Below are 25,591 nucleotides of genomic sequence, written 5' to 3'. Positions count from 1 at the left end.
ACCAAAAACGACAGCGCTGTTTTGGCACTCCTTTGGCAGGGGAGCAAGATGCAACATGAAATGGCACAGACAAGGATGCGTCACGGCAGATGCATAATACGAAGAGCCATTGAAAATGGCGATCGTATTCCATTTTCGAATATCTCAAGCCTTGGATGCATTTGAGATATTCGAATTTTTTGAAGGCGAGGATGCGTCAGCATCTTCGATGCCTTCGTAGAAATGTTTGGCAAATCAATAATCAGGGATGGTCATCGTCATCAGTGATCACCCGCCACGCCGCGCCATCCATATCCTCGTATTGGCCGCTTTTCAGCGACCAGAGAAAGGCGGCAAGCCCTATGCCACCCATCAAAAGCGCGATGGGAATGAGATAGATCAGCATGTTCATGCGGCTATTCCCAGCGGTTTGCGGTTCGATGCGGGTTGAAGGGCATGAGCGTCGGCCTTGCGGGTAAATCCGCCCAACCCGTTCAGCCGCAACGCATTGGCCACCACGATGATCGAGGAGGTCGACATGGCGACGGCGGCAATCAGCGGTGTGGCATAGCCCAGCAGAGCGACCGGCACGGCCAGCACGTTATAGCCGATTGCCAGCACGAAATTCTCGCGGATCAACTGCCCTGCCCGGCGGGAGACGTTTATGGCAAAGGGCACGGCATCGAGCCCGTCATGCATGAAGACAAAGTCGGCGGCCTGGCGCCCGACATCGGCTGCCGTGGCTGGTGCCATGGAGACATAGGCAGCCGATAGCGCTGGCGCGTCATTAATGCCATCGCCTACCATCAACAGATGCTGCCCAGCCTCGTCCGCTGACGCGCAAAACTTTGCCTTGCCCGACGGCGAAAGCTCCGCCTCTGCCGCATCCACACCAAGCCGTGCAGCGAGCGCCTTCACCACGGGCGTTCTGTCTCCCGACAGGATCGTGACCCTCATGCCCTCGGCCTGTAGCCCGGCAATAACCTCAGCTGCGCTGGGACGAAGGCTGTCTTCGAAGCGGAAACAGCCGAGACTGTAACCATTCAGCGAAAGAATGACTTCCGACAGAGCCGGACCATCGGCCTCACCCTCGCCTGAGCCGAGTGCAAAGCGGCGGTTTCCGAGCCGGTAGCGCCCTTCCGCCGCGTCGGCCTCAACGCCGCTACCCGGAATTTCCGTCACACCGGAGAAATTGCGGATTGCCCCGGCTGCGTAATTGGAGGAGGCGCTGCGCCACAGGGACTGTGACAGCGGATGACGGGAATGAGCAGCAAGCCCGGCGGCGATGGCGAGCATGCCGGGGCTGGCCTTGTTGATATCGACGGGCATGGGACGTCCAAGCGTCAGCGTACCTGTCTTGTCGAAGGCGACGGCATCCACCTTGGCCAGGCGCTCCATGGCCGAGCCGTCCTTGACCATGATGCCGCGCTGGAACAGTTTTCCGGCTGCTACCACCTGCACGACCGGCACGGCCAGACCCAATGCGCAAGGGCAGGTAATGATCAGCACGGCAATCGCCACCATCAGCGCATGTTTCCAATCGCCGTCATAAAGCCCCCAGACGATGAAGGAAGTCAGAGCAAGCAGATGGACAACGGGCGCATAGAGCTGCGAGGCGCGATCAGCGATACGGCGGTAATGCGCCTTGCCGCCTTCCGCCGCCTCCATCAGCCGGATGATTTCCGACAGGAAAGAATCACGTGCCTGCGCCGTCGCCTTGACGGTCAGCGATCCTGTGAGGCTGAGTGTTCCTGCCTGCACGGCGTCACCAGGCCCCACGGTTTGCGGCGCACTTTCACCATTGACGATGGAGACGTCGAGATCGCTGGTCCCGGCGATGACGGTGCCATCAAGCGCGATACGCTCGCCCGCGGAAATGGCGACATGTTCACCCACCTTGATATCATCCACCAGCCGGTATTCCCGGCTACCGTCTGCGCCGACAACGGTGGCACCGCGCGGATTGAGCCGCGCCAGGCCACTGATCGCCGAACGGGCGCGGTCGCGCATCATATGGTCCAGCGCCCGGCCGATCAGCAGGAAGAACAGTAGCGACGCCGTCGCATCGAAATAGGCATGTTCGCCATGATGAATGGTTTCCCACAGCGACGAGAAATAAGAAAGCGAGATGCCAATGGCAATCGGCACATCCATATTGGTGCGCCGGTGCCGCAGCGCCGTCCAGGCTGATTGATAGAAGAACCTCCCGCCATAGATCAGCGCCGGTGCGGCAATCAGTGCCGAAATCCAGTGAAACAGATCCCGCGTCGATGCATCCGCGCCGGACCAGACGGAGACCGACAGCAGCATTATATTGGTGGCGGCAAAGCCTGTGACAGCGACGGCCCGGATCAATTGTTTCAAGAGCAGATCGGAGGCCAGATCCTGAGGTGTGAACAGGTGGCAGCTATAGCCGGCAGACGCAATGGTGCGCGCAAGCTCCGCCGGATCGAACCCGCTATCGTGCGTAAATGGGCCTGCTTCCCGGTCGATGAACGGCCCTTCCTCTGCAACCCTTGTCCGCCAGACCACGCCGACGCGCCGGGTGGAGAGGTTGACGCGGGCTCGCTCGACAGCAGGCAGACGCTTCAAGGCCGTCTCGATTTTGGTGATGCAGGCGCCGCAATAGACGCCGGGTACGCTGAAATCCACCTGGGTCAACCCCTCGCCCAGATCCCGGCTTGCCAGCCGGATTTCCTCCGAGGATGGCAGCAGCGCCACTGAGCGTTCCAGGTCGAGGGCCGCTTCCGAGCCCGCCGCGCAGCAACTCATTTTTCACCCCCGATGACAGCCATACGGTTGGCTTCATGCATGACCAGCTGCCCAGCACGCGTTGCAATGGTCTCGACGATCCAATGGCCATCATCGACAGGATGGTCGCCGGTGAAGTGTCCGGGACCGGCTGGCTTCAGCATGACGGTGAAATCCTGATGCTCACCGACCGGGCGCTTGAAATTGGCAACCACCTGATCGGCAATCACAGGGCCCTTGCCGGGAATGGAGAGATCATAGGCAATCGCACCCTGCTTTATCGTCATCGTTCCCTGGATTCCGGTATCCAGCAGCTTGCGGATTTGCGCTGTCGTGTCGTTGAATTGTTGGCTGGCGACATAGGTGTTTTGCACCACCATGCCACTCCAACTATGGCCCGCATACCAGGCCATGGTCAGGTTGACGGTGATGATCACCCCAAAGAAGGAGCAGATTGTCGCCAGCATGTGCCAGCCTGTGAAAGTAAATGTTTTGGGGCTGTCAGCACTCATTTTTTCTCTCCAGATCCGTTGCCGGGACCGTTAAATGTAGCCTTGTAGATGGCCTGCTCGCTGGAATTCGGATCACTGACGATAAAGCGGAATGGCTCGGAAGCCTCCGTCATGTCACGACCGGTAAGCGTGACGTAGATCTTCAGCGTGGTCGCCTCATCCGGTTCGGCCGTGACTGTGATCGACCGACCGGGCTGGTCCTGCATGCCGTTGACCTTCATGGTGGCGTCGGGAAGGCCGTCCAGCGTCACCGTCAGGTCACGTGGTTGCGGGATCATATTGAGCAGCCGCACCGTATAGCCGTTTCGGATCGCGCCACTCGATTCGAGCACATATTGCGGATTGCGATCATGCAGCACGTTGATGTCCAGCCTGTCCCGGGTCATCAGCGCAAACAACAGGCCGCCGCCGACGGCTGACCAGACGGCTGTATACAGCAAGGTCCGGGGCCGGAAAATCACCCGCCAGTCGAAATGCCTGATGGAATCGACAAAGCTGCCATCGGCCTTGCGGACCCGGTCGGGATCGATCGACTGGGTGCCGTTATCGGTCGCCAGCGCCATATTGGATTGATATTCCTCCAATGTCGCATAGGCGATCAGCCCACGCGGCTTGGCAAGCTTATCCATCACCCCATCGCAGGCATCGATACAGAGCGCGCAGGTGATGCATTCCAGTTGCTGGCCTTCGCGGATGTCGATGCCCATCGGACAGACCACCACGCAGGCATTGCAATCGACACAGTCCCCGACAGTCTCACCGGCTGCGGCGACTTTCTTGGCGTGACGGGTCCGTGGCTCGCCGCGCCAGTCGTTGTAGGTTACGACCAGTGATTTTTCGTCCAGCATGGCACCCTGAATGCGTGGCCACGGACACATATAGATGCAGACCTGCTCGCGCATCAGCCCGCCGAACACATAGGTCGTGGCGGTCAGGATGGCGACAGTGACATAGGCAACGCCGGCGGCCTGACCGGTCACGAACTCCTTCAGCAAGCTTGGCGCATCGGCGAAATAGAAGATCCACGCACCGCCAGTCAGCACGCCGATGATGATCCAGGTGACATGCTTTGAAACCCGTTTCCAGATCTTGGACGGGCTCCAAGGCGCGCCGTCCAACTTGATGCGGGCATTTCGGTCGCCTTCCAAAAAGCGCTCGACCACCAGAAACAAATCGACCCAGACCGTCTGCGGACAGGTGTAGCCGCACCAGGCGCGTCCGACCGCAGAGGTGACCAGGAACAGGCCAAACCCCGCCATGACCAGCAGGCCCGCGACAAAGAAAAACTCCTGCGGCCAGATCTCGATGAAAAAGAAGTAGAAGCGCCGATGCGCCAGATCGATCAACACCGCCTGATCCGGGGCATAGGCACCGCGATCCCACCGCAACCAGGGCGTGAGATAGTAAATCCCAAGCGTAATGGCCATGATCAGCCATTTGAACTGCCGGAAACGGCCCGAAGCGCGCTTTGGAAAGATCTTCTTGCGGGCTTCATAGAGCGGCCTGCGAATTTTGGCGGAATTCACCGGCTCGGCGGTAAAACGCTCAACATCTGGTCGTGTCTCTATCCCATTGCTATTCATGACGGCACCTCTCGTTATCAGAGGTTTTTCACGTCCCGCCCTTTGTAACCTTGACTTAAGTCAAGCTGCGGCGATGCGCCTCAAACAGCAGCCCTCGCTATGGTGAGATTTCTCCAGTTCACGCCTTGACCTTCCCATAGTGGGAAGCCTTATCTATGGCTGGCAGCCGGATAGGAACCAGACCGATGAATGCCAGCAACACCCTTGAAACCACCATCGCCATTGATGGCATGAATTGCGCCTCTTGCGTGCGGCGGGTCGAAAAGGCGATTGCCGCCGTGCCGGGCGTATCGTCTGCCTCGGTCAATCTGGCCAGTGAAAAGGCAAGTGTGCAGTTTTCGCAGCAGCCGGATCTCGCCGCCGTGCTGGCAGCCATTCAACAGGCCGGTTATGCGCCGCGTATCGAGACCCAGGAATTGGACATAGACGGCATGAACTGCGCCTCCTGTGTGCGGCGCGTGGAAAAAGCCTTGGTCGCCGTGCCGGGTGTCAGTTTAGCTGCGGTCAATCTGGCAATCGAACGCGCCACCGTAACCGTCACCGCAGAGACGGATAGGCAGACCCTCGTGGCTGCCGTTGAACAGGCCGGTTATCACATTCGCAAACCCGCCAATCCGGAAGCGCAATCCGCCCCCTTGCCCGACCGGCGTGCGGATGAGACACACCGCTTGACGCGGATGACTGTGATTGCCTTTCTCCTGACCCTTCCGGTTTTCATCATCGAAATGGGGTCGCACCTCATTACTGCCCTGCATGTCTGGGTGATGAACACGCTTGGTATGCAAACCAGCTGGGTGCTTCAGGCCCTGCTGGCCGGGCTGGTGCTGTTTGGTCCTGGCCTGACATTCTTTCGCCGTGGCGTGCCGAACCTGATACGCCTTCATCCGGATATGAACTCGCTGGTGGTGCTGGGCGCATCCGCCGCCTATGGCTATTCACTGGTCGCCACGTTCATGCCGGGGCTGATGCCGCAAGGCACCGTCAATGTCTATTATGAGGCGGCAGCCGTTATCGTCACGCTGGTGCTGCTGGGCCGAACGCTGGAAAGTCGTGCCAAAGGCCGGACCAGCGACGCCATTAAACGGCTGATCGGCCTTAGCCCCAAAACCGCGCGGGTGATCCGGGAGGGCAAGCCTGTTGATCTCGACATTGCCGCCGTTATCGTCGGTGATATCTTGGACATCCGCCCCGGCGAAAGACTTCCTGTCGATGGCGTGGTGATCGAAGGCCGCTCCTTTATCGACGAATCGATGATCTCAGGCGAGCCGGTTCCGGTGGAAAAGGCAGACGGCGACGCAGTAACCGGCGGTACAATTAACAAAAACGGCGCCTTCCGGTTTCGCGCCACCAAGGTCGGGGCTGACACGCTGCTCTCCCAGATCATCCGCATGGTGGAAACCGCACAAGGATCGAAACTACCGATCCAGGGCATGGTGGATCGCATTACCGGCTGGTTCGTTCCAGCCGTGATCGCGGCGGCTCTGCTCACCTTCATTGTCTGGCTGTTGTTTGGCCCCACGCCTGCACTCAGCTATGCGCTGGTCAATGCGGTTGCTGTGCTGATCATCGCCTGCCCCTGCGCCATGGGGCTGGCCACACCGACCTCAATCATGGTTGGCACCGGCCGTGCCGCCGAGTTGGGTGTATTGTTTCGCAGAGGCGAAGCCTTGCAAAGCCTGCGTGATGTGACGGTCGTCGCTCTCGACAAGACCGGCACGCTGACCGAAGGCAGACCGGAACTGACCGATCTGGTAACGGCAGACGACTTTTCCCGTGCCGACATCCTGTCCTTTGCAGCCAGCCTTGAGGCGCGCTCAGAACACCCGATTGCCAAAGCCATTCTGGCCGCTGCCGAGGCTGAACAAGCGCCTCCCCAGATCGCAATCAATGTTGTCGCAGAGCCAGGCTACGGTATCAGCGGTATCGTCTCCGGCCATCAGGTGCTTGTTGGTGCCGACCGGGCGCTGACCCGGCATGGCATCGACCTCTCCGCATTTGCCGAGGACGCGGAGCGTCTGGGTTTGGAAGCAAAAACGCCCCTCTATCTGGCGATTGATGGCAAAGCCGCAGCTCTGATGGCCGTCGCCGACCCGATCAAGGCAAGCACACCGGCGGCAATCCGCGCCTTGCACGACCTTGGCCTCAAAGTAGCGATGATCAGCGGCGATAACCGCCGCACCGCCGAGGCCATCGCCGCCCGACTCGGCATCGATACGGTGATTGCCGAAGTCCTGCCGGACGGTAAGGTGGCGGCAATTGCCGGTCTTCGCAAGGATGGAAGCAAACTCGCCTTCGTTGGCGATGGCATCAACGATGCCCCGGCCCTTTCCGCCGCCGATACCGGCATCGCAGTTGGCACTGGCTCCGATATCGCCATCGAAAGCGCCGATGTCGTGCTGATGTCCGGCGACCTGCAAGGCGTGGCGCGGGCGATCTCCATCAGCAAGGCGGTGATCCGCAATATCGGCCAGAACCTGTTCTGGGCCTTTGCCTATAATGTCCTGCTGATCCCGCTGGCGGCTGGTCTGCTCTACCCCGTCAATGGAACACTGCTATCGCCGATCTTCGCCGCCGGGGCAATGGGACTGTCCAGTGTCTTCGTACTGACCAACGCGCTCAGGCTGCGCAAGTTACGCCCGGCGTGAAGGCATGCTCTGCATCTGACAAACGAGCGCGGGGCAGATTTTTGGCACAAAGATTATCAGAATGCAGAAGGCCATGGCGCGGATAACGCCATGGCCTTCTGGTTTTTAACCTAAACGAGATCCCTTAGGTCGCGCTCTCATCCGGCGTCACCGTATCGGTGGCGGCCCCCTCGTCGGCACTGGTCTCTGCACCGATCTCGCCATCCTCTTCGCCTTCCGGCTCATTGATACGCTCGACCGATACGACCTTTTCATCCTTGGCAGTGTTGAAGATCGTCACGCCCTTGGTGGCGCGGCTGGCTATGCGGATGCCATCGACCGGCACGCGGATCAACTGACCGCCGTCTGAGACCAGCATGATCTGGTCCTTGTCTTCAACCGGGAAGGCCGCGACCAATTGGCCGATTTCCAATGTCTTCGACGTGTCGGTGGCACGAATGCCCTTGCCGCCACGGCCAGAGGTGCGGAAATCGTAGGACGACGATCGCTTACCAATACCGCGTTCGGAAATCGTCAGCACGAATTGTTCGCGTGCCTTCAGCTCCTGATAACGCTCTTCGGTCAGATCGCCGATTTCACCCACCTCTTCACCAACCAATGCGATGTCGTCCTCATCCACACCACTGGCGCGGCGCTCGGTAGCCGAACGCTTCAGATAGGCCGCACGCTGCCATGGCTCGGCATCGACATGGCTCAAGATGGTCATCGAGATGATTCGGTCATTCGGCTGCAAGGAAATGCCGCGAACACCGATGGAATTGCGACCGGCAAACACTCTGACTTCATCGACAGGGAAGCGGATCGCCTGCCCCAAGGCCGTGGTCAGCAGCACATCGTCATCAATCGTGCAGGTTTCGACGGAGAGGATTTCATCGCCCTCTTCCTCAAGCTTCATCGCAATTTTGCCATTGCGGTTGACCTGAACAAAATCACTCAACTTGTTACGACGCACGGTGCCCCGCGTCGTCGAGAACATCACGTCGAGATTATCCCAGCTTGCCTCATCCTCAGGCAGCGGCATGATCGTCGTAATACGTTCACCCGGCTCCAGCGGCAGCATGTTGATCAGCGCCTTGCCCCGCGACTGCGGCGTGCCGATCGGCAGACGCCAGACCTTCTCCTTGTAGACGATTCCGCGTGATGAGAAGAACAGAACCGGTGTGTGAGTATTGGCAACAAATAGCCGGGTAACGAAATCCTCATCCCGTGTCGCCATGCCGGAGCGGCCCTTGCCGCCGCGACGCTGGGCGCGATAGGTGACCAGCGGCACACGCTTGATATAGCCGAGATGCGAAACCGTCACCACCATGTCTTCACGGGCGATGAGATCCTCATCGTCCATGTCAGGGCCGCCTTCCATGATCTGGCTGCGGCGTGGCGTGCCAAATTCATCGCGCACGGCGACAAGTTCGTCGACAACGATGGTTTGAATCCGCGTGCGAGACGACAGAATATCGAGATAATCGGAGATTTCCGCCCCGATTTTGTTCAATTCCTCGTCGATTTCATCGCGGCCAAGGGCTGTCAGGCGGGCAAGACGCAATTCAAGGATGGCGCGGGCCTGCTCTTCCGACAGGTTATAGGTGTTGTCCTCGTTGATGCGGTGACGCGGATCATCGATCAGCCGGATCAGGCTTTCGACATCAGCTGCCGGCCAGCGCCGCTCCATCAACTGCTCGCGCGCCGTCTGCGGGTCCGGCGCCTGGCGGATCAGCCGGATGACTTCATCGATATTGGCAACCGCAATGGCAAGACCAACCAGCACATGGGCGCGATCACGCGCCTTGCGCAACAGGTACTTCGTTCGCCGGCTAATAACCTCCTCGCGGAAGCTGACGAAAGCCCGCAGCATGTCGAGCAGCGTCAACTGTTCCGGCTTGCCGCCATTCAGCGCCACCATGTTGCAGCCGAACGAGCTTTGCAGCGGGGTATAACGGTAAAGCTGGTTGAGGATCACGTCCGCATTGGCATCGCGCTTCAGCTCCACCACGACGCGGTAGCCCTGGCGGTCGGATTCGTCGCGCAGGTCGGAAATGCCCTCGATGCGCTTGTCGCGCACCAATTCGGCCATTTTCTCGATCATCGTCGACTTGTTCACCTGATAGGGAATCTCGGTGATGATGATCTGCTCACGGTCACCGCGCATCGGCTCGATCCTTGCCACGCCGCGCATAATCACCGAACCGCGTCCGGTCTCGTAGGCTGAACGAATACCGCTACGGCCCAGAATTAGCGCGCCGGTCGGGAAATCGGGACCGGGAATGATCTGCATCAGTTCCGGCAAGTCGATAGCCGGGTTCTCAATCAGCGCGATACATCCATTGATGACTTCGACCAGATTGTGCGGCGGAATATTCGTCGCCATGCCGACCGCGATACCGCCGGCGCCATTGACGAGTAGGTTGGGGAATTTCGCTGGCACGACGACAGGCTCAGACAGCGTGCCATCATAGTTGTCACGAAAATCGACCGTGTCCTTGTCGAGATCGTCCAGGAGCGAATGTGCGGCTTTTTGCAGGCGGCATTCAGTATAGCGTTCCGCCGCTGGCGGATCGCCGTCGATGGAGCCGAAATTACCCTGACCGTCGATCAACGGCAGCCTTAGCGACCAATCCTGCGCCATACGGGCCAGCGCATCATAGATCGCCGAGTTGCCGTGTGGATGGAATTTACCCATCACGTCGCCGGTTACACGGGCGCATTTCACATATTTTTTGTTCCAGTCGATACCCAGCTCGGACATGCCAAACAGAATGCGACGATGAACGGGCTTCAAACCATCGCGGACATCGGGAAGTGCGCGGCTGACGATAACGCTCATCGCGTAATCGAGATACGACCGCTGCATCTCCGTTATAATCGAAATGGGTTCGATATCGGACGGCATTTTGCCGCCGGGTGTGCTTTGCTCAGTCAAAACGGGTCACGCCTGTTAGAATCACTAGGGATTTTATAGCGGAAAGCCCCTTTCCGCGCCAATTAGCTGGGAGGTTTTGAACAGGCTTTTGCGGCTATGACAAGGCATTTCTTGAACCCTGAGGCGCTATCTGCCCGAATGACCGTCACTGTTGGCTTGACGTTGCCTCCACGCGCCGGAAATCACTCTTCAACGGCCCGTATATGGTAGAAGAAACCATCGCGCCCCAGTTTCGCGCAATCTGTGGCCTTTATCCAAACCGAAACAGGAGAACATCCATGACCAATGTCGAACTTCTCCTCAATGCCTTCACCACCCTGTTGGTGACGCTGGACCCGCCGGGCCTGGCACCGCTGTTTCTTGGCCTGACACGCGGCATGACCCGGCAGCAACGCAAACAAGTGGCCTTGCGTGGCGCGGCCATCGCCTTTGGCATCCTGGCGGTCTTTGCTGTTTTCGGCGCCAGCATTCTCGAAGCACTTGGCATCTCCATCGGCGCATTCCGTATCGCAGGCGGATTGATGCTATTTGCCATCGCTTTCGAGATGATCTTCGAAAAACGCCAGGAGCGTAAGGAAAAGACCTCGGAAGACGCGATTACCCGCGATCATATGCACAATATCGCCGTTTTCCCGCTGGCTTTGCCGCTTATCGCTGGCCCTGGCGCCATTTCCGCCACCATTCTGCTGGCTGGCGCCTTGCCCGGCCCGGTAGAGCGCACGGAACTGATCCTGGTCATCGGACTGTGCATTGGTGTCGTACTGCTGGCCCTGGTGATCGCCGACCGCCTCGACCGGTTTTTAGGTGTGACAGGCCGGGCCATCCTAACTCGCCTGCTCGGCGTCATCCTGGCCGCCCTATCCGTTCAATTCGTCGTTGACGGCATCAAATCGGCATTTCACCTTTGATGCCCATGCAATGGCGATGAAGGCATCGCCATTGCAAAACCGAAACCTTCCCAGGCGGTTTAGGACGGACATTTTCTAATAGTTCGCCCGCAATATCCGTTTCCAGATCGTACCGCCCAGAAATCGATTGAACACGACAAAATAGGCGACAACCAAAGCAAACATGATGAAGGCGGGTAAGCCGTTCAACTGAAAACCGTCTGGCGTCAAACCACCGCTCAGATAACCGACGATATAACCCAAGACGAAAAATGAACTGAACAGATCGAGTATGAAAGCAAGAATAATCCGCCATTGAGACGGTCTGCTTTTGGTTTCATCTTCAGGCATAGACCCCTCCGATCACATCAAAAATTTTGCTGATCCTGCCGATCAGAACGGAATATCGTCATCCATATCGCGCGAGAATCCGCCCGACGGCGCACTGGCACCGCGACCGCCGGACGACGCACCGCCGCTGCGGGCCGGGGCCGAGCCGTAGTCGTCGTAGCCACCGCCCCCTCCGCCGAAATCGCTGCCGCCACGGGCAGCACCGCCGCCTGCCCCATCGCCACGACCGCCAAGCATGGTCAGGGTCGAATTGAAGCCCTGGAGGACGATTTCCGTCGAGTAACGGTCATTGCCGTTCTGGTCCTGCCATTTACGGGTCTGAAGCTGGCCCTCGATATAAACAGTTGCGCCCTTCTTCAGATATTGTTCGGCCACCTTGCAGAGACCTTCGTTGAAGATCACCACGCTATGCCATTCAGTCTTTTCTTTGCGCTCGCCGGAATTACGGTCGCGCCAGGATTCGGACGTGGCGATGCGCAGGTTGGCAATCGGCTTACCGTCCTGGGTACGGCGAATTTCCGGGTCAGCTCCCAGATTGCCGATCAATATAACCTTGTTGACGCTTCCAGCCATGATACTCACCTCGCTGCCACCATGGGGCGGCTTACAAATCCAATCAATTTTAACCTTATCCTATCCCTGTCGATTAAGGGCAGGCAGATCACCTGTAATCCACAGCGAAGAATCTAAACCAAAAAATGTTCTTTCTTTGTTCTAATAAATTTGTATGATGCAGTCAACTCTATCGGAATCCAACGCAGAATCGACGTACCCGTCTCGACAGGACGGCAGCAGTGACTAAATAAGGAGCGGCATTCCTGCCTGCGGCTCTCTCCCAAACCGAGTTTTGTTATGAGCGAATTGAAGACGATTTCCATCCGTGGTGCGCGCGAGCACAATCTCAAGGGCATCGACCTTGACCTGCCGCGCAACAGCCTGATCGTGATGACCGGCCTTTCCGGCTCGGGAAAGTCGTCGCTGGCCTTCGATACGATCTATGCCGAGGGCCAGCGCCGCTACGTCGAAAGCTTGTCGGCCTATGCCCGGCAATTCCTGGAGATGATGCAGAAGCCCGATGTGGACCTGATCGAAGGCCTGTCGCCTGCAATCTCCATCGAGCAAAAGACCACCTCGCGCAATCCGCGCTCGACGGTCGGCACTGTCACCGAAATCTACGACTACATGCGCCTGCTGTTTGCCCGCGTTGGCGTGCCCTATTCGCCAGCCACCGGCCTGCCGATCGAGAGCCAGACCGTTAGCCAGATGGTTGACCGTGTTCTGGCCTTTGAGGAAGGGACCCGGCTTTATATTCTTGCGCCGCTGATCCGGGGTCGCAAGGGCGAGTATAAGAAAGAACTCGCCGAGCTGATGAAGAAGGGCTTCCAGCGCGTCAAGATCGATGGCCAATTCTACGAAATCGCCGAGGCGCCAACCCTCGACAAGAAATACAAGCATGATATCGACATTGTCGTTGACCGCGTCGTGGTGCGGGCCGACATGGCCTCGCGGCTAGCCGACAGCCTGGAAACCTGCCTTCGCCTTGCCGACGGGTTGGCGGTCGCCGAATTTGCCGACAATCCGTTGCCGGCCAATGAAACCTCGGCTGGCGGTTCCGCCAACAAGTCGTTGAATGAGACCCATGAGCGGGTGTTGTTTTCGGAAAAATTTGCCTGCCCGGTCTCCGGCTTTACCATTCCGGAAATCGAGCCCCGGCTGTTTTCCTTCAACAATCCATTCGGCGCCTGCCCGACCTGTGACGGGCTTGGTTTCCAGCAGAAGATCGATGAAGCGCTGATCATTCCCGAAGCCGACAAGCGGCTGAAAGACGGCGCGATTGCGCCCTGGGCAAAATCCAGCTCTCCTTATTACGATCAGACCCTTGAAGGTCTCGGCAAAGCTTTTGGCTTCAAGCTGACCAGCAAATGGTCGGATTTGAGTGCCGAGGCGCAGAAATCCATCCTGCACGGCACGGAAGAAAAGATCGAGTTTCACTACGCCGACGGCGCACGCTCCTATAGCGCGACGAAAACCTTCGAAGGCATCGTCCCGAACCTGGAGCGGCGCTGGAAGGAAACCGATAGTGCCTGGGCGCGCGAAGAAATCGAGCGCTACATGTCCGCCGCGCCCTGCCCGGCCTGCAAGGGTTTCAGGCTGAAGCCGGAAGCGCTGGCGGTGAAAATCAACGGCCTGCATATCGGCCAGGTGACGGAAATGTCGATCCGGGTTGCCGGTGGCTGGTTCGAGACCCTGCCTGGTCTGCTGACCGACAAGCAGAATGAAATTGCCGTTCGTATTCTCAAGGAAATCCGCGAACGCTTGAGCTTCCTCAACGATGTCGGGCTGGACTATCTCAGCCTGTCGCGCAATTCCGGCACCCTGTCTGGCGGTGAAAGCCAGCGCATCCGGCTTGCCTCGCAGATCGGCTCAGGCCTGACCGGCGTGCTTTATGTGCTGGATGAGCCATCGATTGGCCTGCACCAGCGCGATAATGCCCGCCTTCTCGATACGCTGAAGCATCTGCGCGATATCGGTAATACGGTGATCGTCGTCGAGCATGATGAGGATGCCATTCTGGCCGCCGATTATGTGGTCGATATCGGTCCTGCGGCAGGCATTCATGGCGGCCAGGTGATTGCCAAGGGCAGTCCGCAGGATATCATGGCCAACAGCAAATCGCTGACCGGCAAGTATCTGACCGGCGAGCTTGGCGTTAAAGTGCCGCCGGCGCGGCGCAAGCCGAAAAAAGGTCAGCAGATCAAGGTGATCGGCGCACGGGGCAACAATCTGAAGAATGTCACGGCGGCCATTCCACTTGGTGTGTTTACCGCCGTTACTGGCGTTTCCGGTGGCGGAAAATCGACCTTCCTGATCGAGACATTATATAAGGCCGCAGCACGACGGGTGATGGGCGCGCGCGAGAACCCCGCCGATCACGACCGGATCGATGGTTTCGAATTCATCGATAAGGTGATCGATATTGACCAGTCGCCGATTGGTCGCACGCCGCGCTCCAATCCCGCCACCTATACCGGCGCATTTACGCCAATCCGAGACTGGTTTTCTGGACTTCCAGAGGCCAAGGCGCGCGGTTATCAGCCCGGCCGCTTTTCCTTCAACGTCAAGGGCGGACGTTGTGAAGCCTGCCAGGGCGATGGCGTCATCAAGATTGAAATGCACTTCCTGCCGGATGTCTATGTCACTTGCGACGTCTGCCACGGCAAGCGCTATAATCGCGAAACGCTTGATGTGACCTTTAAGACAAAGTCGATTGCTGACGTCCTGGACATGACGGTCGAGGAAGGTGTGGAATTCTTCTCGGCTGTGCCTGCGGTGCGCGACAAGCTTCAAGCGCTGTTCGATGTCGGCCTCGGCTACATCAAGGTAGGGCAACAGGCCAATACGCTGTCGGGCGGCGAAGCCCAGCGAATCAAGCTTGCCAAGGAGCTATCAAAGAAATCGACGGGCCGCACCCTGTATATTCTAGACGAGCCGACCACCGGCCTGCATTTCCATGACGTTGCCAAACTCTTGGAAATGCTTCAGGAACTGGTCGATCAGGGCAACTCCGTCGTGGTCATCGAGCACAATCTCGAGGTCATCAAGACAGCCGATCACATCATCGATTTCGGCCCCGAAGGTGGCGATGGCGGCGGCCAGATCGTTGCCCAAGGCACGCCGGAAGAGATCGTCAAAGTAGAGGCTTCCTATACCGGCCACTTCCTCAGGGAGTTGCTGGAGCGCCGTCCGATGAAGAAGCCGCAAGCCGCAGAATAGCGATCAACAAGGAGTGGGCAGATGACCGCAGGCACAATCCGCACCGGCATCGGCGGCTGGACTTTCGAGCCTTGGGAAGGCACGTTCTATCCTGAAAAGCTGCCGAAGAAACGGCAGCTGGAACACGCCAGTCGCCAGCTAACGGCTATTGAGGTCAACGGCACCTATTATTCCAGCCAAAAGCCGGAGACTTTTGCCAAATGGGCTTCGGACGTGCCTGACGATTTCGTCTTTTCGCTGAAAGCCAGTCGTTATTGCACCAATCGCAAGATATTGGCGGAGGCCGGTCCATCTATCGAGAAATTCCTGAACCAGGGTATTGCCGAACTTGGCAGCCACCTTGGCCCAATTCTCTGGCAATTCATGGCAACGAAAAAGTTCGAACCTGAGGATTTCGAAGGGTTTCTGTCGCTCCTGCCGAAAACCCTCAATGGTTTGACGCTGCGGCATGTGGTCGAGCCACGCCATCCCTCGTTCCAGACACCTGATTTCATCACCATGCTGGAGCGTCACGGTGTGGCCGCAGTCTGTGCTGATCACCACGATTATCCGATGTTTGCCGATGTCACCGCGGATTTCGTCTATGCCCGGCTGCAAAAGGGAATGGATGAGGTCAAGACCTGCTACCCTGAAACCCAGGTGAAGGACTGGGCAAAGCGGTTTTCCGCCTATGCCGAAGGCGGGGTGCCGCAGGATTTGCCGCTGATCGCGCCGCAACGGATAGTGGATAAAAAGCCACGCGATGTGTTTGCGTTTTTCATCACGGGCGGCAAGATCAATGCGCCCAATGGCGCGCAATTGCTTCAGAAAGCGCTATCGAACTGAAGGTCTCATGACGAAGACACCAGTCAGTGACGCTCTTGATACGATCCATGTCGGTCCCGCTACGGCTCACCATTTTTGCAATTTGCGAAATGTGGAATTGGCTTCGTTCGAAACCCTTCGGGCTGCTGGGGCCGTAACAGGCGACCCTGCTGCAAGCAGCGACAAGGAATTGCAAGTGTATCTCGATGCCGGTCTGCTTCTGGCGGCTTTCGATGGAACGGAGAGTCCGGTCGGATATGCTGGGGGCTATATCAGCGAGGGATGGCTGCACATAGGAGAAGTGGATGTTCATCCTGAATGGCAGCGACAAGGAATTGGGCGGCGGCTCATAAACGTTCTGCTCACTGAAGGACGGACCAGACATCTCGTGGGTGCGACGCTGACGACGGACCGTTTCGCGCCTTTCAACGCGCCCTTTTATTCTTCTTTTGGGTTTCAAGCCATTGAGGGGGACGCCTGTCCCGCCCGGCTGAAAGAGATTCTTGCCGCAGAAGTGGCGAAGGGCCTCAATCCACTTCGCCGTGTCGCCATGATGCTGATGTTTTAGCCTTGGCGAAAGGGCCGCACAGCCGCAGCCAGATCCTCTGCTGTCAATCCCTCGCCGAGCCTTGCGCCCGTTTCTGCATGGAGCCAGACACCTGACGCTGCCGCCTCAAAGGCCGGAACGCCTTGCGCTAGTAGTCCGCCGATGATCCCGGCCAACACATCGCCGGAACCGGCTGTGGCAAGCCAAGGCGGCGCATTTTCGTTAATCAGCGCTCGGCCATCGGGAGCGGCAATCACTGTGTCTGCTCCTTTGTAGACCACCGCTGCATTGGCTTTTCTGGCAGCGGCCTGAGCTTTCTCGACTTTGCCCAGCGTCTTGTCACCGGCAATGTCGGCAAACAGGCGAGCAAACTCGCCCTCATGCGGCGTCAGAACAAGGCGGGTTTCATTGCCGGAAAATGCGTCGAAAAGCTCGTCTGGTTGATCCCTAAAAGAAGAAATACCGTCGGCATCGAGAACCAGCCTGCGTTTGGACAGCGAAAGGGTGAATTCCCGCGCCTTTTCGCCAATCCCAAATCCGGGTCCGAGCACGAAGGCGCTCATCCGTTGGTCAGTCAGATAGTCCTCAAGGTCATCAAGATCATCGATGGCCTTCACCATCACGGCAGTGGTCTGCGTGGCATTGACAAGAACGGCACTGGCCGGTGAGGCCAGCGTTACCAGCCCGGCCCCGGCCTTCAATCCTGCCATGGCGGAGAGCCGCGCGGCACCTGTCGCACTGGTGCGCCCGGAAAACACCGTGAGATGGCCTCGGGTGAATTTATGGCTAGCGCCGGAGATCCTTGGCAGGAGATGCGCCCATAAATCAGGATGATTGACGGCAACGTCTCCTCGATGTTGTTCAATGGTGCGACAAGGGATGCCGATATCGTAGATCTCCACCGTGCCGCAGAGCGAACGTCCCGGTAGCAGCACATGTCCCGGCTTTCTTGCCATGAATGTCACCGTATGGGCTGCCTGAAACGCCACCGGGCGGGGCTGGCCCGTGCGGCCATCGACACCGGAAGGCAGATCGACCGCGACAACGGCAATACCGACCCGATTGACCCGCTCGATCAGTTCTGTCACCGGCAAAGGCAAGTCGCGCGCCAGGCCTGCTCCGAACAAAGCGTCTACCACCAGATCCCCCTCCTGGGGATCATAAAGCGACAGCGGTTCGGTCTTGCCCCGATAATCCGCAAACGCGAGAGCAGCATCTCCATTCAACTTTTCCGGCTCGCCCAGGTAAAAGACCTGCACCAAAACCCCGGATTGACGCAGCGCTTCAGCCGCAACATAGCCGTCACCGCCATTGTTTCCCGGCCCACACAGCACCGCCACCCTCAGCGCCTGGGGGAAAAGCCGGAGTGCCGCCGCCGCAACGGCAGAACCGGCCTTGAGCATCAGGCCATAACTATCAATGCCCGAGTTGGCCGCATCACGGTCCACCAGCGCCATGGAAGAGGGAGAAATCAGGTGATGAAAAGATGTTTGCATCATGCAAATATCAAATCGAAAGCCGAACCAAACGGCAATGGCGTTGAGGAAATTAATATTGGATATTTATTGTGCATATGCCTATCGAAATAGCATGAATTTATGCAAAAAATCTGCGCAATTCATAAAATCAGCAAAAAATTCAATCTGACTAATTCTCACAAAAAATAGGCACTTAGCTCTGGTGTTTTGCCCGGGTTTAGGCAAAACTGTTTCGGCAATGCGGGTGATTTTCTGTTTTTTTCGCAATTCGCGGACCAAATTGGCACGGTAAGTGCATCAACGCAGGGCAAACAGGTGTTACCTGCATCAATGAGGGAAGCGGAGAGAAATTTTCTCATGAAAAAGATCGAAGCGATCATAAAGCCTTTCAAGCTGGACGAAGTGAAGGAAGCCCTTCAGGAAGTAGGATTGCAAGGCATAACGGTCACGGAAGCCAAGGGATTTGGGCGGCAAAAGGGCCATACGGAGCTGTATCGCGGCGCCGAATACGTGGTCGACTTCCTGCCTAAAGTGAAGGTTGAAGTCGTGCTAGCCGATGAAAACGTCGAGGCAGTCATCGACGCGATCCGCAATGCCGCGCAAACGGGGCGTATTGGCGATGGAAAGATTTTCGTTTCCAACGTCGAGGAAGTCGTCCGGATCAGAACCGGCGAAACCGGCGTCGACGCCATTTGAATGCGGCCCGGCTGAGGGAGGTCGGGTCTTATAATCGTCATCAAATCGAGGAACAAACCTAATGACGACCGCACAGGATATTCTTAAACAAATCAAAGACAACGACGTAAAATTTGTCGATCTCAGGTTCACCGACCCCAAGGGCAAGTTGCAGCACGTCACCATGGACATCGTCTGTGTCGATGAAGACATGTTCGCCGATGGCGTCATGTTCGACGGCTCCTCCATCGCAGGCTGGAAGGCGATCAACGAATCCGACATGGTGCTGATGCCAGACGTGGAAACGGTGCATATGGACCCGTTCTTCGCCCAGTCGACCATGGTCATTTTCTGCGATATTCTCGATCCGGTCTCCGGTGAAGCCTATAACCGCGATCCGCGCGGCACGGCCAAGAAGGCGGAAGCCTATCTCAAGGCCTCCGGCATCGGCGACACGGCATTTTTTGGCCCGGAAGCCGAATTCTTCATTTTCGATGACGTGAAATACAAGGCCGATCCTTACAATACCGGCTTCAAGCTCGATTCCACCGAATTGCCGTCCAACGACGATACCGATTATGAAACCGGCAATCTCGGACACCGTCCGCGTGTCAAGGGCGGTTATTTCCCGGTTCCGCCAATCGACAGCTGCCAGGACATGCGCTCGGAAATGCTGACAGTGCTGTCGGAAATGGGCGTTGTCGTCGAAAAGCATCACCATGAAGTGGCTGCGGCCCAGCACGAGCTTGGCATCAAGTTCGACACGCTGGTGCGCAATGCCGACAAGATGCAGATCTACAAATATGTCGTGCATCAGGTTGCCAATGCCTATGGCAAGACTGCAACCTTCATGCCGAAGCCGATCTTTGGCGACAACGGCTCGGGCATGCATGTGCATCAGTCGATCTGGAAAGATGGCAAGCCGACCTTCGCCGGTGACGAATATGCCGGTCTGTCGGAAAGCTGCCTCTATTACATCGGCGGCATCATCAAGCATGCCAAGGCACTGAATGCCTTCACCAACCCCTCGACCAATTCCTACAAGCGCCTGGTGCCTGGCTATGAAGCACCGGTTCTGCTGGCCTATTCCGCCCGCAACCGTTCCGCCTCCTGCCGAATCCCGTTCGGCTCCAACCCGAAGGCAAAGCGCGTCGAAGTCCGCTTCCCTGACCCGACCGCCAACCCCTATCTCGGTTTTGCCGCCATGCTGATGGCTGGTCTCGATGGTATCAAGAACAAGATCCATCCTGGCAAGGCCATGGACAAGGATCTCTACGACCTGCCGCCGAAGGAATTGAAGAAGATCCCGACGGTTTGCGCCTCGTTGCGCGAAGCGCTGGAAAGCCTCGACAAGGACCGCAAGTTCCTGACCGCGGGCGGCGTCTTCGACGACGACCAGATCGACGCCTTCATCGACATCAAGATGCAGGAAGTCATGCGTTACGACATGACACCTCATCCGGTGGAATACGACATGTACTACTCGGTTTGATCCGATCGACACCAAAGCCGGCAGCAACCCTGCCGGCTTTTTTATTGCAGTATCATTGGTATTTTTTGCAATTGCACATCTCGTTAAACCGGGCGGCCATGCCTCAGCCGTTTTGTGACAAAACCATGTCGAGGCCCTTGATGTTCGTTGTCCCGTTTCCCAAATATTTGACGAAAGGAAACAAAGCCATGAAACAACGCAACGCAAAGTTTGGAATCGGTGACATTGTTCGTCACAAGGTATTTCCGTTTCGCGGCGTCGTTTTCGACGTCGATCCGGAATTCGCCAATACGGAAGAATGGTGGAACGCGATCCCCGCAGAATTGCGGCCCAGCAAGGATCAGCCCTTCTATCACCTGTTGGCTGAAAATGCCGAGACGGAATACGTCGCCTACGTCTCCGAACAAAATCTGGAGACAGACGAAAGCGGCGAACCGCTGCGCAATCCGCATATCAATCAGATCTTCGTGGAAGAGCAGGCCGGTCATTACAAGCCGCGGATGAATTTGGCTCACTGATCAGCTGATAATTATATCCTATAAAAAAAGCCCCGGTTTAACGACCGGGGCTTTTTTTCAATGAAGCAAAGGAATAACCGATTATTTTGTTTCCTTGGCAGCCTTCTGGGCGTCTTCCAGGGCCTTCTGCGACTCTTCGTTCTTCTTCTGCATGGCTTCTTCCAGCAGACGCTGGCGCTCCTGCGCCTGGGACTGGGTGATAGCCGGGCCATCGTAGGAACCGGTAAAGCCATCAAGCGAAATCTTGATCGGGTTTGGAACGCGGCGGAAGTTCATCGACGTGAACACCACGTCATGGCCCTTCTTCAGGCTGGCAATCATCGCGTCCGTCAGCGGAATTTCAGCTGTGCAACGGTCCGGGAAGCAGACGGCGTAATCGATCTTCTGGCCCTTGCCGCCGTCGATCTGCAAAACGACGCCCGGAGGGACGAGCCGTGCAGAAGGCACGGAAACCTGCATCAGCTTGCGGTTCATCTTGCCTTCGATGGAGATGATCGCCACGGCGATAATCATCTGGCGGTTCTGCGCGACCTGAATGTTCTGCACCGTGCAGATATCGTTGTCTTCCTGCTTGGCGCAGGTCTTGAACCAACCCTGCGGCGGCAAGCCGGCATCGCCAGCGGGCTGCTGCTGGGCAAAAGATGCGCCAGCAAAGCCAGTGGAGAGAACGAGAGCGGAGAGTGCCGCACGCGCGGTTTTGGCTGCTGTAAACGTCATAACGAGATCCGTCTCCTGAAAACTTTTGTCGAACCGAAGTTCTCACCCGATTAGATCGGCCTATTCGTTCATCCCCTGGGTTTTAAATGAGGCAAATAGATGACCCGATGTGTGTGGTGATCCTGTTACAGCGCATCGCTGCGAATATCCAGTGCTTCTTTGGTGTTTGGCAGAGATGCATCCAATTTGTGGAACGATTGAGCGCGCGCGCCATTTGTTTTACTGGACAATTCCGCCCAGTCACTTACATGGCGCTTCCATGGCAGGAATTGTGCCATAGCGGTTGGCTTTCCGGCAGTTCGTGATAATTTGCCGCGAAATTTAAAATACTGATCTCGAGAGGAAATGGTTTGCGGCGTCTTTTGTCGACCCTGCTGGTCCTGCCGTTCTGCGGCGTGTTTGCCGCATCGGCTACCTTGGCCGAGCCCGTCAATGCCATATCCATGTATGGCAAGCCCGCCCTGCCCGCCGATTACAAGCACCTGCCTTACGTCAACCCTGACGTGAAAAAGGGTGGCCGGATTTCCTACGGCGTGGTTGGCACGTTCGACAGCTTCAACCCCTTTGTCATCAAGGGCATGCGCACAACGGCGCGCGGCATCTGGGACCCTGACTACGGCAACCTGTTTTACGAAACGCTGATGACGCGCTCGGCCGGCGAACCCTACACGCTCTACGGTCTTCTGGCGCAGAGCGTGGAGTGGGATGATGCCCGCAGCTTCATCCAGTTCAACCTCAACCCCAAGGCCCGCTGGCACGATGGCCAGCCCGTGACGCCGGATGACGTGATTTTCACGCTCCAGATCCTCCAGCAGAAAGGCCGTGCGCCTTTCGACAAGCGGTTGAATGGCGTCGCCAAGATGGAAAAGGTTGGCGAGCATAGTGTCCGCTTCACCTTCAACGACAAGGCCGACCGGGAAATTCCGCTGCTTCTGGCCTATGCAACACCGATCCTGCCGAAGCATGCCATCGACCCGGACCTTTTCGAACAGTCGTCGCTGAATGTACCTGTTGGCTCCGGCCCCTATAAGATCAAGGATATCCGCCCCGGCGAGCGGATTACCTATCAGCGCGACCCGAATTATTGGGGCAAGGATCTTCCCTCGAAGGTGGGTTTCGATAATTACGACGAAGTCAGCGTAACCTATTTTTTGCAGGACAGCACCCTGTTCGAAGCCTTCAAGAAGGGTGAGATCGATCTTTACCCTGATGGTGATTCGGCCCATTGGCTGCGGGCTTATAATTTCCCCGCAGCCGTGAATGGCGATGTTGTGCGCGAGACCTTTACCCCGCAAAAACCGACGGGCATGCTGGGATTCGTGTTCAACACCCGCCGCCCGATCTTTGCCGATGTGAAGGTGCGCGAGGCGCTGACGCTCGCCTTCGACTTCGAGTGGGTCAACAAAAACATCTACGGCAATGCGTTCAAGCGAATCCAGAGTTACTGGCAGAATTCGCCGCTCGGCGCCTTTGGCCATGCCGCCGACGACCGCGAACTGGCAATCCTTGGCAATGCGCGCAACACGATTGCCCCGGAAATCCTGGCGGGCACCTATACATTGCCGATTTCCGATGGTTCGGGCGCCGACCGTAATATTCTGCGCCAGGCCGTCGCGTTGCTCAGCCAGGCTGGATATTCGATCAATGATGGAAAAATGGTCGATGCCCAGGGCAAGCCACTGTCCTTCGAGGTCATGACCCAGAATGCCGGCCAGGAGAAAATGGCGCTTGCCTATCAGCGCACCCTAAGGCTGATCGGCATCGGCATGACCATCCGGACGGTGGATGACGCGCAATATCAGGCGCGCTCCAACAGTTTCGATTATGACATGGTCGTCATGGCCTATCCTTCGACGCTGGCTCCCGGTATCGAACAATTCAACCGCTGGGGTTCTGCTGCCCGGGATCGGCAAAGCAGTTTCAATTATGCCGGTGTTGCCAATCCGGATATCGACCGGGTGCTGAACACGATGGTCAATGCCAGAAGCCTCGAGGACTATCAGGCCAGCGTGCGGGCCCTGGATCGCCTGCTGGTGGCCGGGCATTACGTGGTGCCGCTCTATTATAATGGCGAACAATGGCTGGCGCGCTGGAAGCGCATTGCAAGGCCTGACCAGGTACCGATGCTGGGCTATCAACTCCCCACCTGGTGGGATGCCAGGGCGCAATGAATTCAACTACCGTGCGCTGACTGCGCACGGATCTGCGGCGTGTCATCGCTGCCGCATACCGATGGAGACCCTTTCATGCAACGCATTACCATCGATCTCGTGTCCGATGTCGTCTGCCCGTGGTGCTATCTGGGCAAGGCCCGGCTGGATCTGGCCATTGCCGAGGTGCAGGACACGGTCAGCATCGACGTCAACTGGCGCCCCTACCGGCTCAATCCGGACTATCCGCCCGAAGGCGTTGATCAGCAGGCCGAACTGGCCAAAAAATTTGGCGGCAAGGAAAACCTCGAGCGCGGCCATCAGCAATTGGCTGAGCTTGGCCGCGAGGTTGGTATTGCCTTCAATTTCGAAGCCATCAAGATCGGTCCGAATACGCTGGACGCGCATCGGCTGATCCATTGGGCAGGACTGGAAAGCCGTGAAGCGCAGGGTGCTGTGGTCTCAGGCCTGTTCAAGGCATTTTTCGAGGATGGCCGCAATCTCGGCGACCATGCTGTCCTGCTGGATATTGTACAGGAGGCTGGGCTGGACCGAAAGGTGATGCAGGCCCTGCTGGCAGGCGATGCCGATAAGGACATGGTGATCGATGAAATCGACGCCGCCCAGAAAATGGGGGTCAATGGCGTGCCTTTCTTCATCATCGACCAGAAATATGCCGTGAGTGGCGCCCAGCCGACTGACGTTCTGGCCAATGCCCTGCGCGACATCGCCGCTGAAAAGGCAGTCGAACAGTCGAAACTGAATTGACGCAACGCAATATCGGCCATACTCACGAGAGGCCCCTGCCGGTGGAAACCTGATGAAGGTTTTCCCCGGCCAAACTCCAGGACGACCTGCTCGTGACCTCCGATACGACACCTCGCGGCCTTGCGCTCGCTTTTGCGGCCTTTGCCGCCTTCGCCATCAGCGATGCATCGGTCAAACTCGTTGATGGACGAATCAGTCCGTTCGAATCAGCCTTCTTCGGATCGCTGTTCGGTCTGGTTGCCCTGCCCTTTCTGCTGAAGCGCGGCGATTCGCTGACGGATGTGTTCAGGACCTCAAACCTGAAGCTCTGGCTGCTGCGCTTCGTCGCGTCAGGCACCAGTGCCATTGGGGCGGTGACAGCCTTCACGCATCTGTCGATGGCCGAGGCCTTCTGTCTGATTTTCCTTTTGCCCTGCTTCGTCACCATCATGTCGGTGGTGTTCCTCAAGGAACAGGTCGGCATCCGTCGCTGGAGCGCCGTCATCATCGGTTTTATCGGCGTGCTAGTGGTGCTGCGTCCGGGTTTCAGGGAATTGTCGATCGGCCATCTCGGTGCTGTCATCGGCGGGTTGGGTGGGGCGATTTCCATCGTCGTCTACCGCGCCATCGGCCCGCGTGAAAAATCCACATCGCTTTACGGTGCTGGCGCCTTCGGCACCATCATCATTTCCGGCATCGCCATGCTGCCCGCTTTCTCCTGGCCGCAAGGAACGGACTGGCTGCTCTTGCTCAGCTACGGCCTGTTTGCTGCCCTTGCCACTGTGCTGATGATGCTCGCAACCCGCTTTGCGCCTGCGGCCGTGCTGGGACCTGCACAATATAGCCAGATGCTCTGGGCCATTCTGTTTGGCTACCTGATCTTCGGCGACCATGTCGATCTACCCATGCTGGTCGGCATCACCCTGATCATCGGCTCCGGCCTGATTACCCTGATGCGGGAAAGAACCAAGGGCGTCCCCCTCCCACCCGCCGTCGCCTCCGGCCCGCAGGCCAGCCTGGCGGTGGAGGAGGAGTGATGCTGCATTGCTGTCGTTTGTTGGCCA

At 57.6% G+C, this 25,591-nt stretch carries 21 protein-coding genes; 11 read left to right on the top strand and 10 right to left on the bottom strand.

Annotation, left to right across the window (positions count from 1 at the left end):
• Positions 1 to 241 precede the first annotated feature (241 nt).
• Genes ccoS through ccoG form a run of 4 tightly spaced genes read right to left on the bottom strand, consistent with a single transcriptional unit; the run spans position 242 to position 4,825 of the window.
• Entirely contained in the window at positions 242 to 391 is a 150-nt protein-coding gene (gene ccoS, locus AVCG78_RS07350) for a cbb3-type cytochrome oxidase assembly protein CcoS (protein WP_015916125.1), read from the bottom strand.
• On the bottom strand, positions 388 to 2,751 hold the full coding sequence (locus AVCG78_RS07345) for a cation-translocating P-type ATPase (protein WP_071585204.1): 2,364 nt from the start codon (positions 2,749 to 2,751) through the stop codon (positions 388 to 390). The genes ccoS and AVCG78_RS07345 overlap by 4 nt, the downstream gene beginning before the upstream one ends.
• Entirely contained in the window at positions 2,748 to 3,242 is a 495-nt protein-coding gene (locus AVCG78_RS07340) for a FixH family protein (RefSeq protein ID WP_071205302.1), read from the bottom strand. Before AVCG78_RS07340 ends, AVCG78_RS07345 begins: the two co-directional genes overlap by 4 nt.
• Positions 3,239 to 4,825 carry a cytochrome c oxidase accessory protein CcoG gene (gene ccoG, locus AVCG78_RS07335; protein WP_071585203.1) on the bottom strand — a complete coding sequence of 529 codons (1,587 nt, stop codon included), beginning with the start codon at positions 4,823 to 4,825 and terminating at the stop codon, positions 3,239 to 3,241. Before ccoG ends, AVCG78_RS07340 begins: the two co-directional genes overlap by 4 nt.
• Positions 4,826 to 5,010: 185 nt before the next feature.
• Here ccoG and AVCG78_RS07330 point away from each other — a divergent pair, with 185 nt between their 5' ends.
• Complete coding sequence (locus AVCG78_RS07330) at positions 5,011 to 7,470, top strand: heavy metal translocating P-type ATPase (protein ID WP_071585202.1); 2,460 nt, start codon at positions 5,011 to 5,013, stop codon at positions 7,468 to 7,470.
• A gap of 124 nt (positions 7,471 to 7,594) precedes the next feature.
• Here AVCG78_RS07330 and gyrA read toward each other — a convergent pair whose 3' ends face one another.
• Positions 7,595 to 10,387 (bottom strand): DNA gyrase subunit A, encoded by a 2,793-nt coding sequence (gene gyrA, locus AVCG78_RS07325; RefSeq protein WP_071205305.1) that lies wholly within the window; start codon positions 10,385 to 10,387, stop codon positions 7,595 to 7,597.
• Positions 10,388 to 10,665: 278 nt separating this feature from the next.
• Between gyrA and AVCG78_RS07320 the strand changes: the two genes are divergently transcribed.
• On the top strand, positions 10,666 to 11,295 hold the full coding sequence (locus AVCG78_RS07320) for a MarC family protein (protein ID WP_015916119.1): 630 nt from the start codon (positions 10,666 to 10,668) through the stop codon (positions 11,293 to 11,295).
• 75 nt (positions 11,296 to 11,370) lie between these two features.
• Here the strand turns inward: AVCG78_RS07320 and AVCG78_RS07315 are convergent, their stop codons facing one another.
• Together AVCG78_RS07315 and AVCG78_RS07310 are read right to left on the bottom strand one after the other, a co-directional pair.
• Positions 11,371 to 11,625 carry an RDD family protein gene (locus AVCG78_RS07315; protein ID WP_071205306.1) on the bottom strand — a complete coding sequence of 85 codons (255 nt, stop codon included), beginning with the start codon at positions 11,623 to 11,625 and terminating at the stop codon, positions 11,371 to 11,373.
• A gap of 42 nt (positions 11,626 to 11,667) precedes the next feature.
• Positions 11,668 to 12,198 (bottom strand): single-stranded DNA-binding protein, encoded by a 531-nt coding sequence (locus AVCG78_RS07310; protein WP_015916118.1) that lies wholly within the window; start codon positions 12,196 to 12,198, stop codon positions 11,668 to 11,670.
• Positions 12,199 to 12,477: 279 nt separating this feature from the next.
• On the opposite strand from AVCG78_RS07310, the gene uvrA reads away from it, so the two are divergent.
• From uvrA to AVCG78_RS07295, 3 genes are read left to right on the top strand one after another with little or no spacing between them, the layout of a single operon-like run.
• A complete protein-coding gene (gene uvrA / locus AVCG78_RS07305) occupies positions 12,478 to 15,399 on the top strand; it encodes an excinuclease ABC subunit UvrA (RefSeq protein WP_071585201.1) in 2,922 nt (973 codons plus the stop codon).
• 21 nt (positions 15,400 to 15,420) lie between these two features.
• Positions 15,421 to 16,224 (top strand): DUF72 domain-containing protein, encoded by an 804-nt coding sequence (locus AVCG78_RS07300; RefSeq protein WP_071205308.1) that lies wholly within the window; start codon positions 15,421 to 15,423, stop codon positions 16,222 to 16,224.
• Positions 16,187 to 16,771: a GNAT family N-acetyltransferase gene (locus AVCG78_RS07295; RefSeq protein WP_234796168.1), complete on the top strand. Its 585-nt coding sequence runs from the start codon at positions 16,187 to 16,189 to the stop codon at positions 16,769 to 16,771. Before AVCG78_RS07300 ends, AVCG78_RS07295 begins: the two co-directional genes overlap by 38 nt.
• Here AVCG78_RS07295 and AVCG78_RS07290 read toward each other — a convergent pair.
• On the bottom strand, positions 16,768 to 18,249 hold the full coding sequence (locus AVCG78_RS07290; RefSeq protein ID WP_071585200.1) for a bifunctional ADP-dependent NAD(P)H-hydrate dehydratase/NAD(P)H-hydrate epimerase: 1,482 nt from the start codon (positions 18,247 to 18,249) through the stop codon (positions 16,768 to 16,770). The genes AVCG78_RS07295 and AVCG78_RS07290 overlap by 4 nt on opposite strands.
• Positions 18,250 to 18,585: 336 nt before the next feature.
• On the opposite strand from AVCG78_RS07290, the gene AVCG78_RS07285 reads away from it, so the two are divergent.
• The 3 genes from AVCG78_RS07285 to hspQ all read left to right on the top strand — a co-directional run bounded on the left by AVCG78_RS07285 (position 18,586) and on the right by hspQ (position 20,913).
• The gene (locus AVCG78_RS07285) at positions 18,586 to 18,924 is read left to right on the top strand and encodes a P-II family nitrogen regulator (RefSeq protein WP_015916113.1); all 339 of its coding nucleotides are present in this window, start codon (positions 18,586 to 18,588) and stop codon (positions 18,922 to 18,924) included.
• Positions 18,925 to 18,985: 61 nt separating this feature from the next.
• Positions 18,986 to 20,395 carry a type I glutamate--ammonia ligase gene (gene glnA, locus AVCG78_RS07280; RefSeq protein WP_071205311.1) on the top strand — a complete coding sequence of 470 codons (1,410 nt, stop codon included), beginning with the start codon at positions 18,986 to 18,988 and terminating at the stop codon, positions 20,393 to 20,395.
• A 188-nt stretch (positions 20,396 to 20,583) separates the two neighbouring features.
• Entirely contained in the window at positions 20,584 to 20,913 is a 330-nt protein-coding gene (gene hspQ / locus AVCG78_RS07275; RefSeq protein ID WP_041697996.1) for a heat shock protein HspQ, read from the top strand.
• Between the two features lie 81 nt (positions 20,914 to 20,994).
• Here the strand turns inward: hspQ and AVCG78_RS07270 are convergent, their stop codons facing one another.
• Together AVCG78_RS07270 and AVCG78_RS07265 are read right to left on the bottom strand one after the other, a co-directional pair.
• Positions 20,995 to 21,630 carry an invasion associated locus B family protein gene (locus tag AVCG78_RS07270; protein WP_015916110.1) on the bottom strand — a complete coding sequence of 212 codons (636 nt, stop codon included), beginning with the start codon at positions 21,628 to 21,630 and terminating at the stop codon, positions 20,995 to 20,997.
• Positions 21,631 to 21,755: 125 nt separating this feature from the next.
• Positions 21,756 to 21,908, bottom strand: a complete 153-nt coding sequence (locus tag AVCG78_RS07265; protein ID WP_156582715.1) for a hypothetical protein — start codon at positions 21,906 to 21,908, stop codon at positions 21,756 to 21,758.
• A 72-nt stretch (positions 21,909 to 21,980) separates the two neighbouring features.
• Here AVCG78_RS07265 and AVCG78_RS07260 point away from each other — a divergent pair, with 72 nt between their 5' ends.
• From AVCG78_RS07260 to AVCG78_RS07250, 3 genes are all read left to right on the top strand, one after another.
• Positions 21,981 to 23,801 carry an extracellular solute-binding protein gene (locus AVCG78_RS07260; protein ID WP_071206252.1) on the top strand — a complete coding sequence of 607 codons (1,821 nt, stop codon included), beginning with the start codon at positions 21,981 to 21,983 and terminating at the stop codon, positions 23,799 to 23,801.
• Between the two features lie 75 nt (positions 23,802 to 23,876).
• Entirely contained in the window at positions 23,877 to 24,548 is a 672-nt protein-coding gene (locus AVCG78_RS07255; protein WP_071206254.1) for a DsbA family oxidoreductase, read from the top strand.
• A gap of 92 nt (positions 24,549 to 24,640) precedes the next feature.
• Entirely contained in the window at positions 24,641 to 25,564 is a 924-nt protein-coding gene (locus tag AVCG78_RS07250) for a DMT family transporter (protein ID WP_071206256.1), read from the top strand.
• Positions 25,565 to 25,591 lie beyond the last annotated feature (27 nt).

Source organism: Gillisella vitis, assembly GCF_021559775.1.
GTDB lineage: Bacteria > Pseudomonadota > Alphaproteobacteria > Rhizobiales > Rhizobiaceae > Allorhizobium > Allorhizobium ampelinum.
This window is presented reverse-complemented; position numbering and strand designations above follow the sequence as displayed.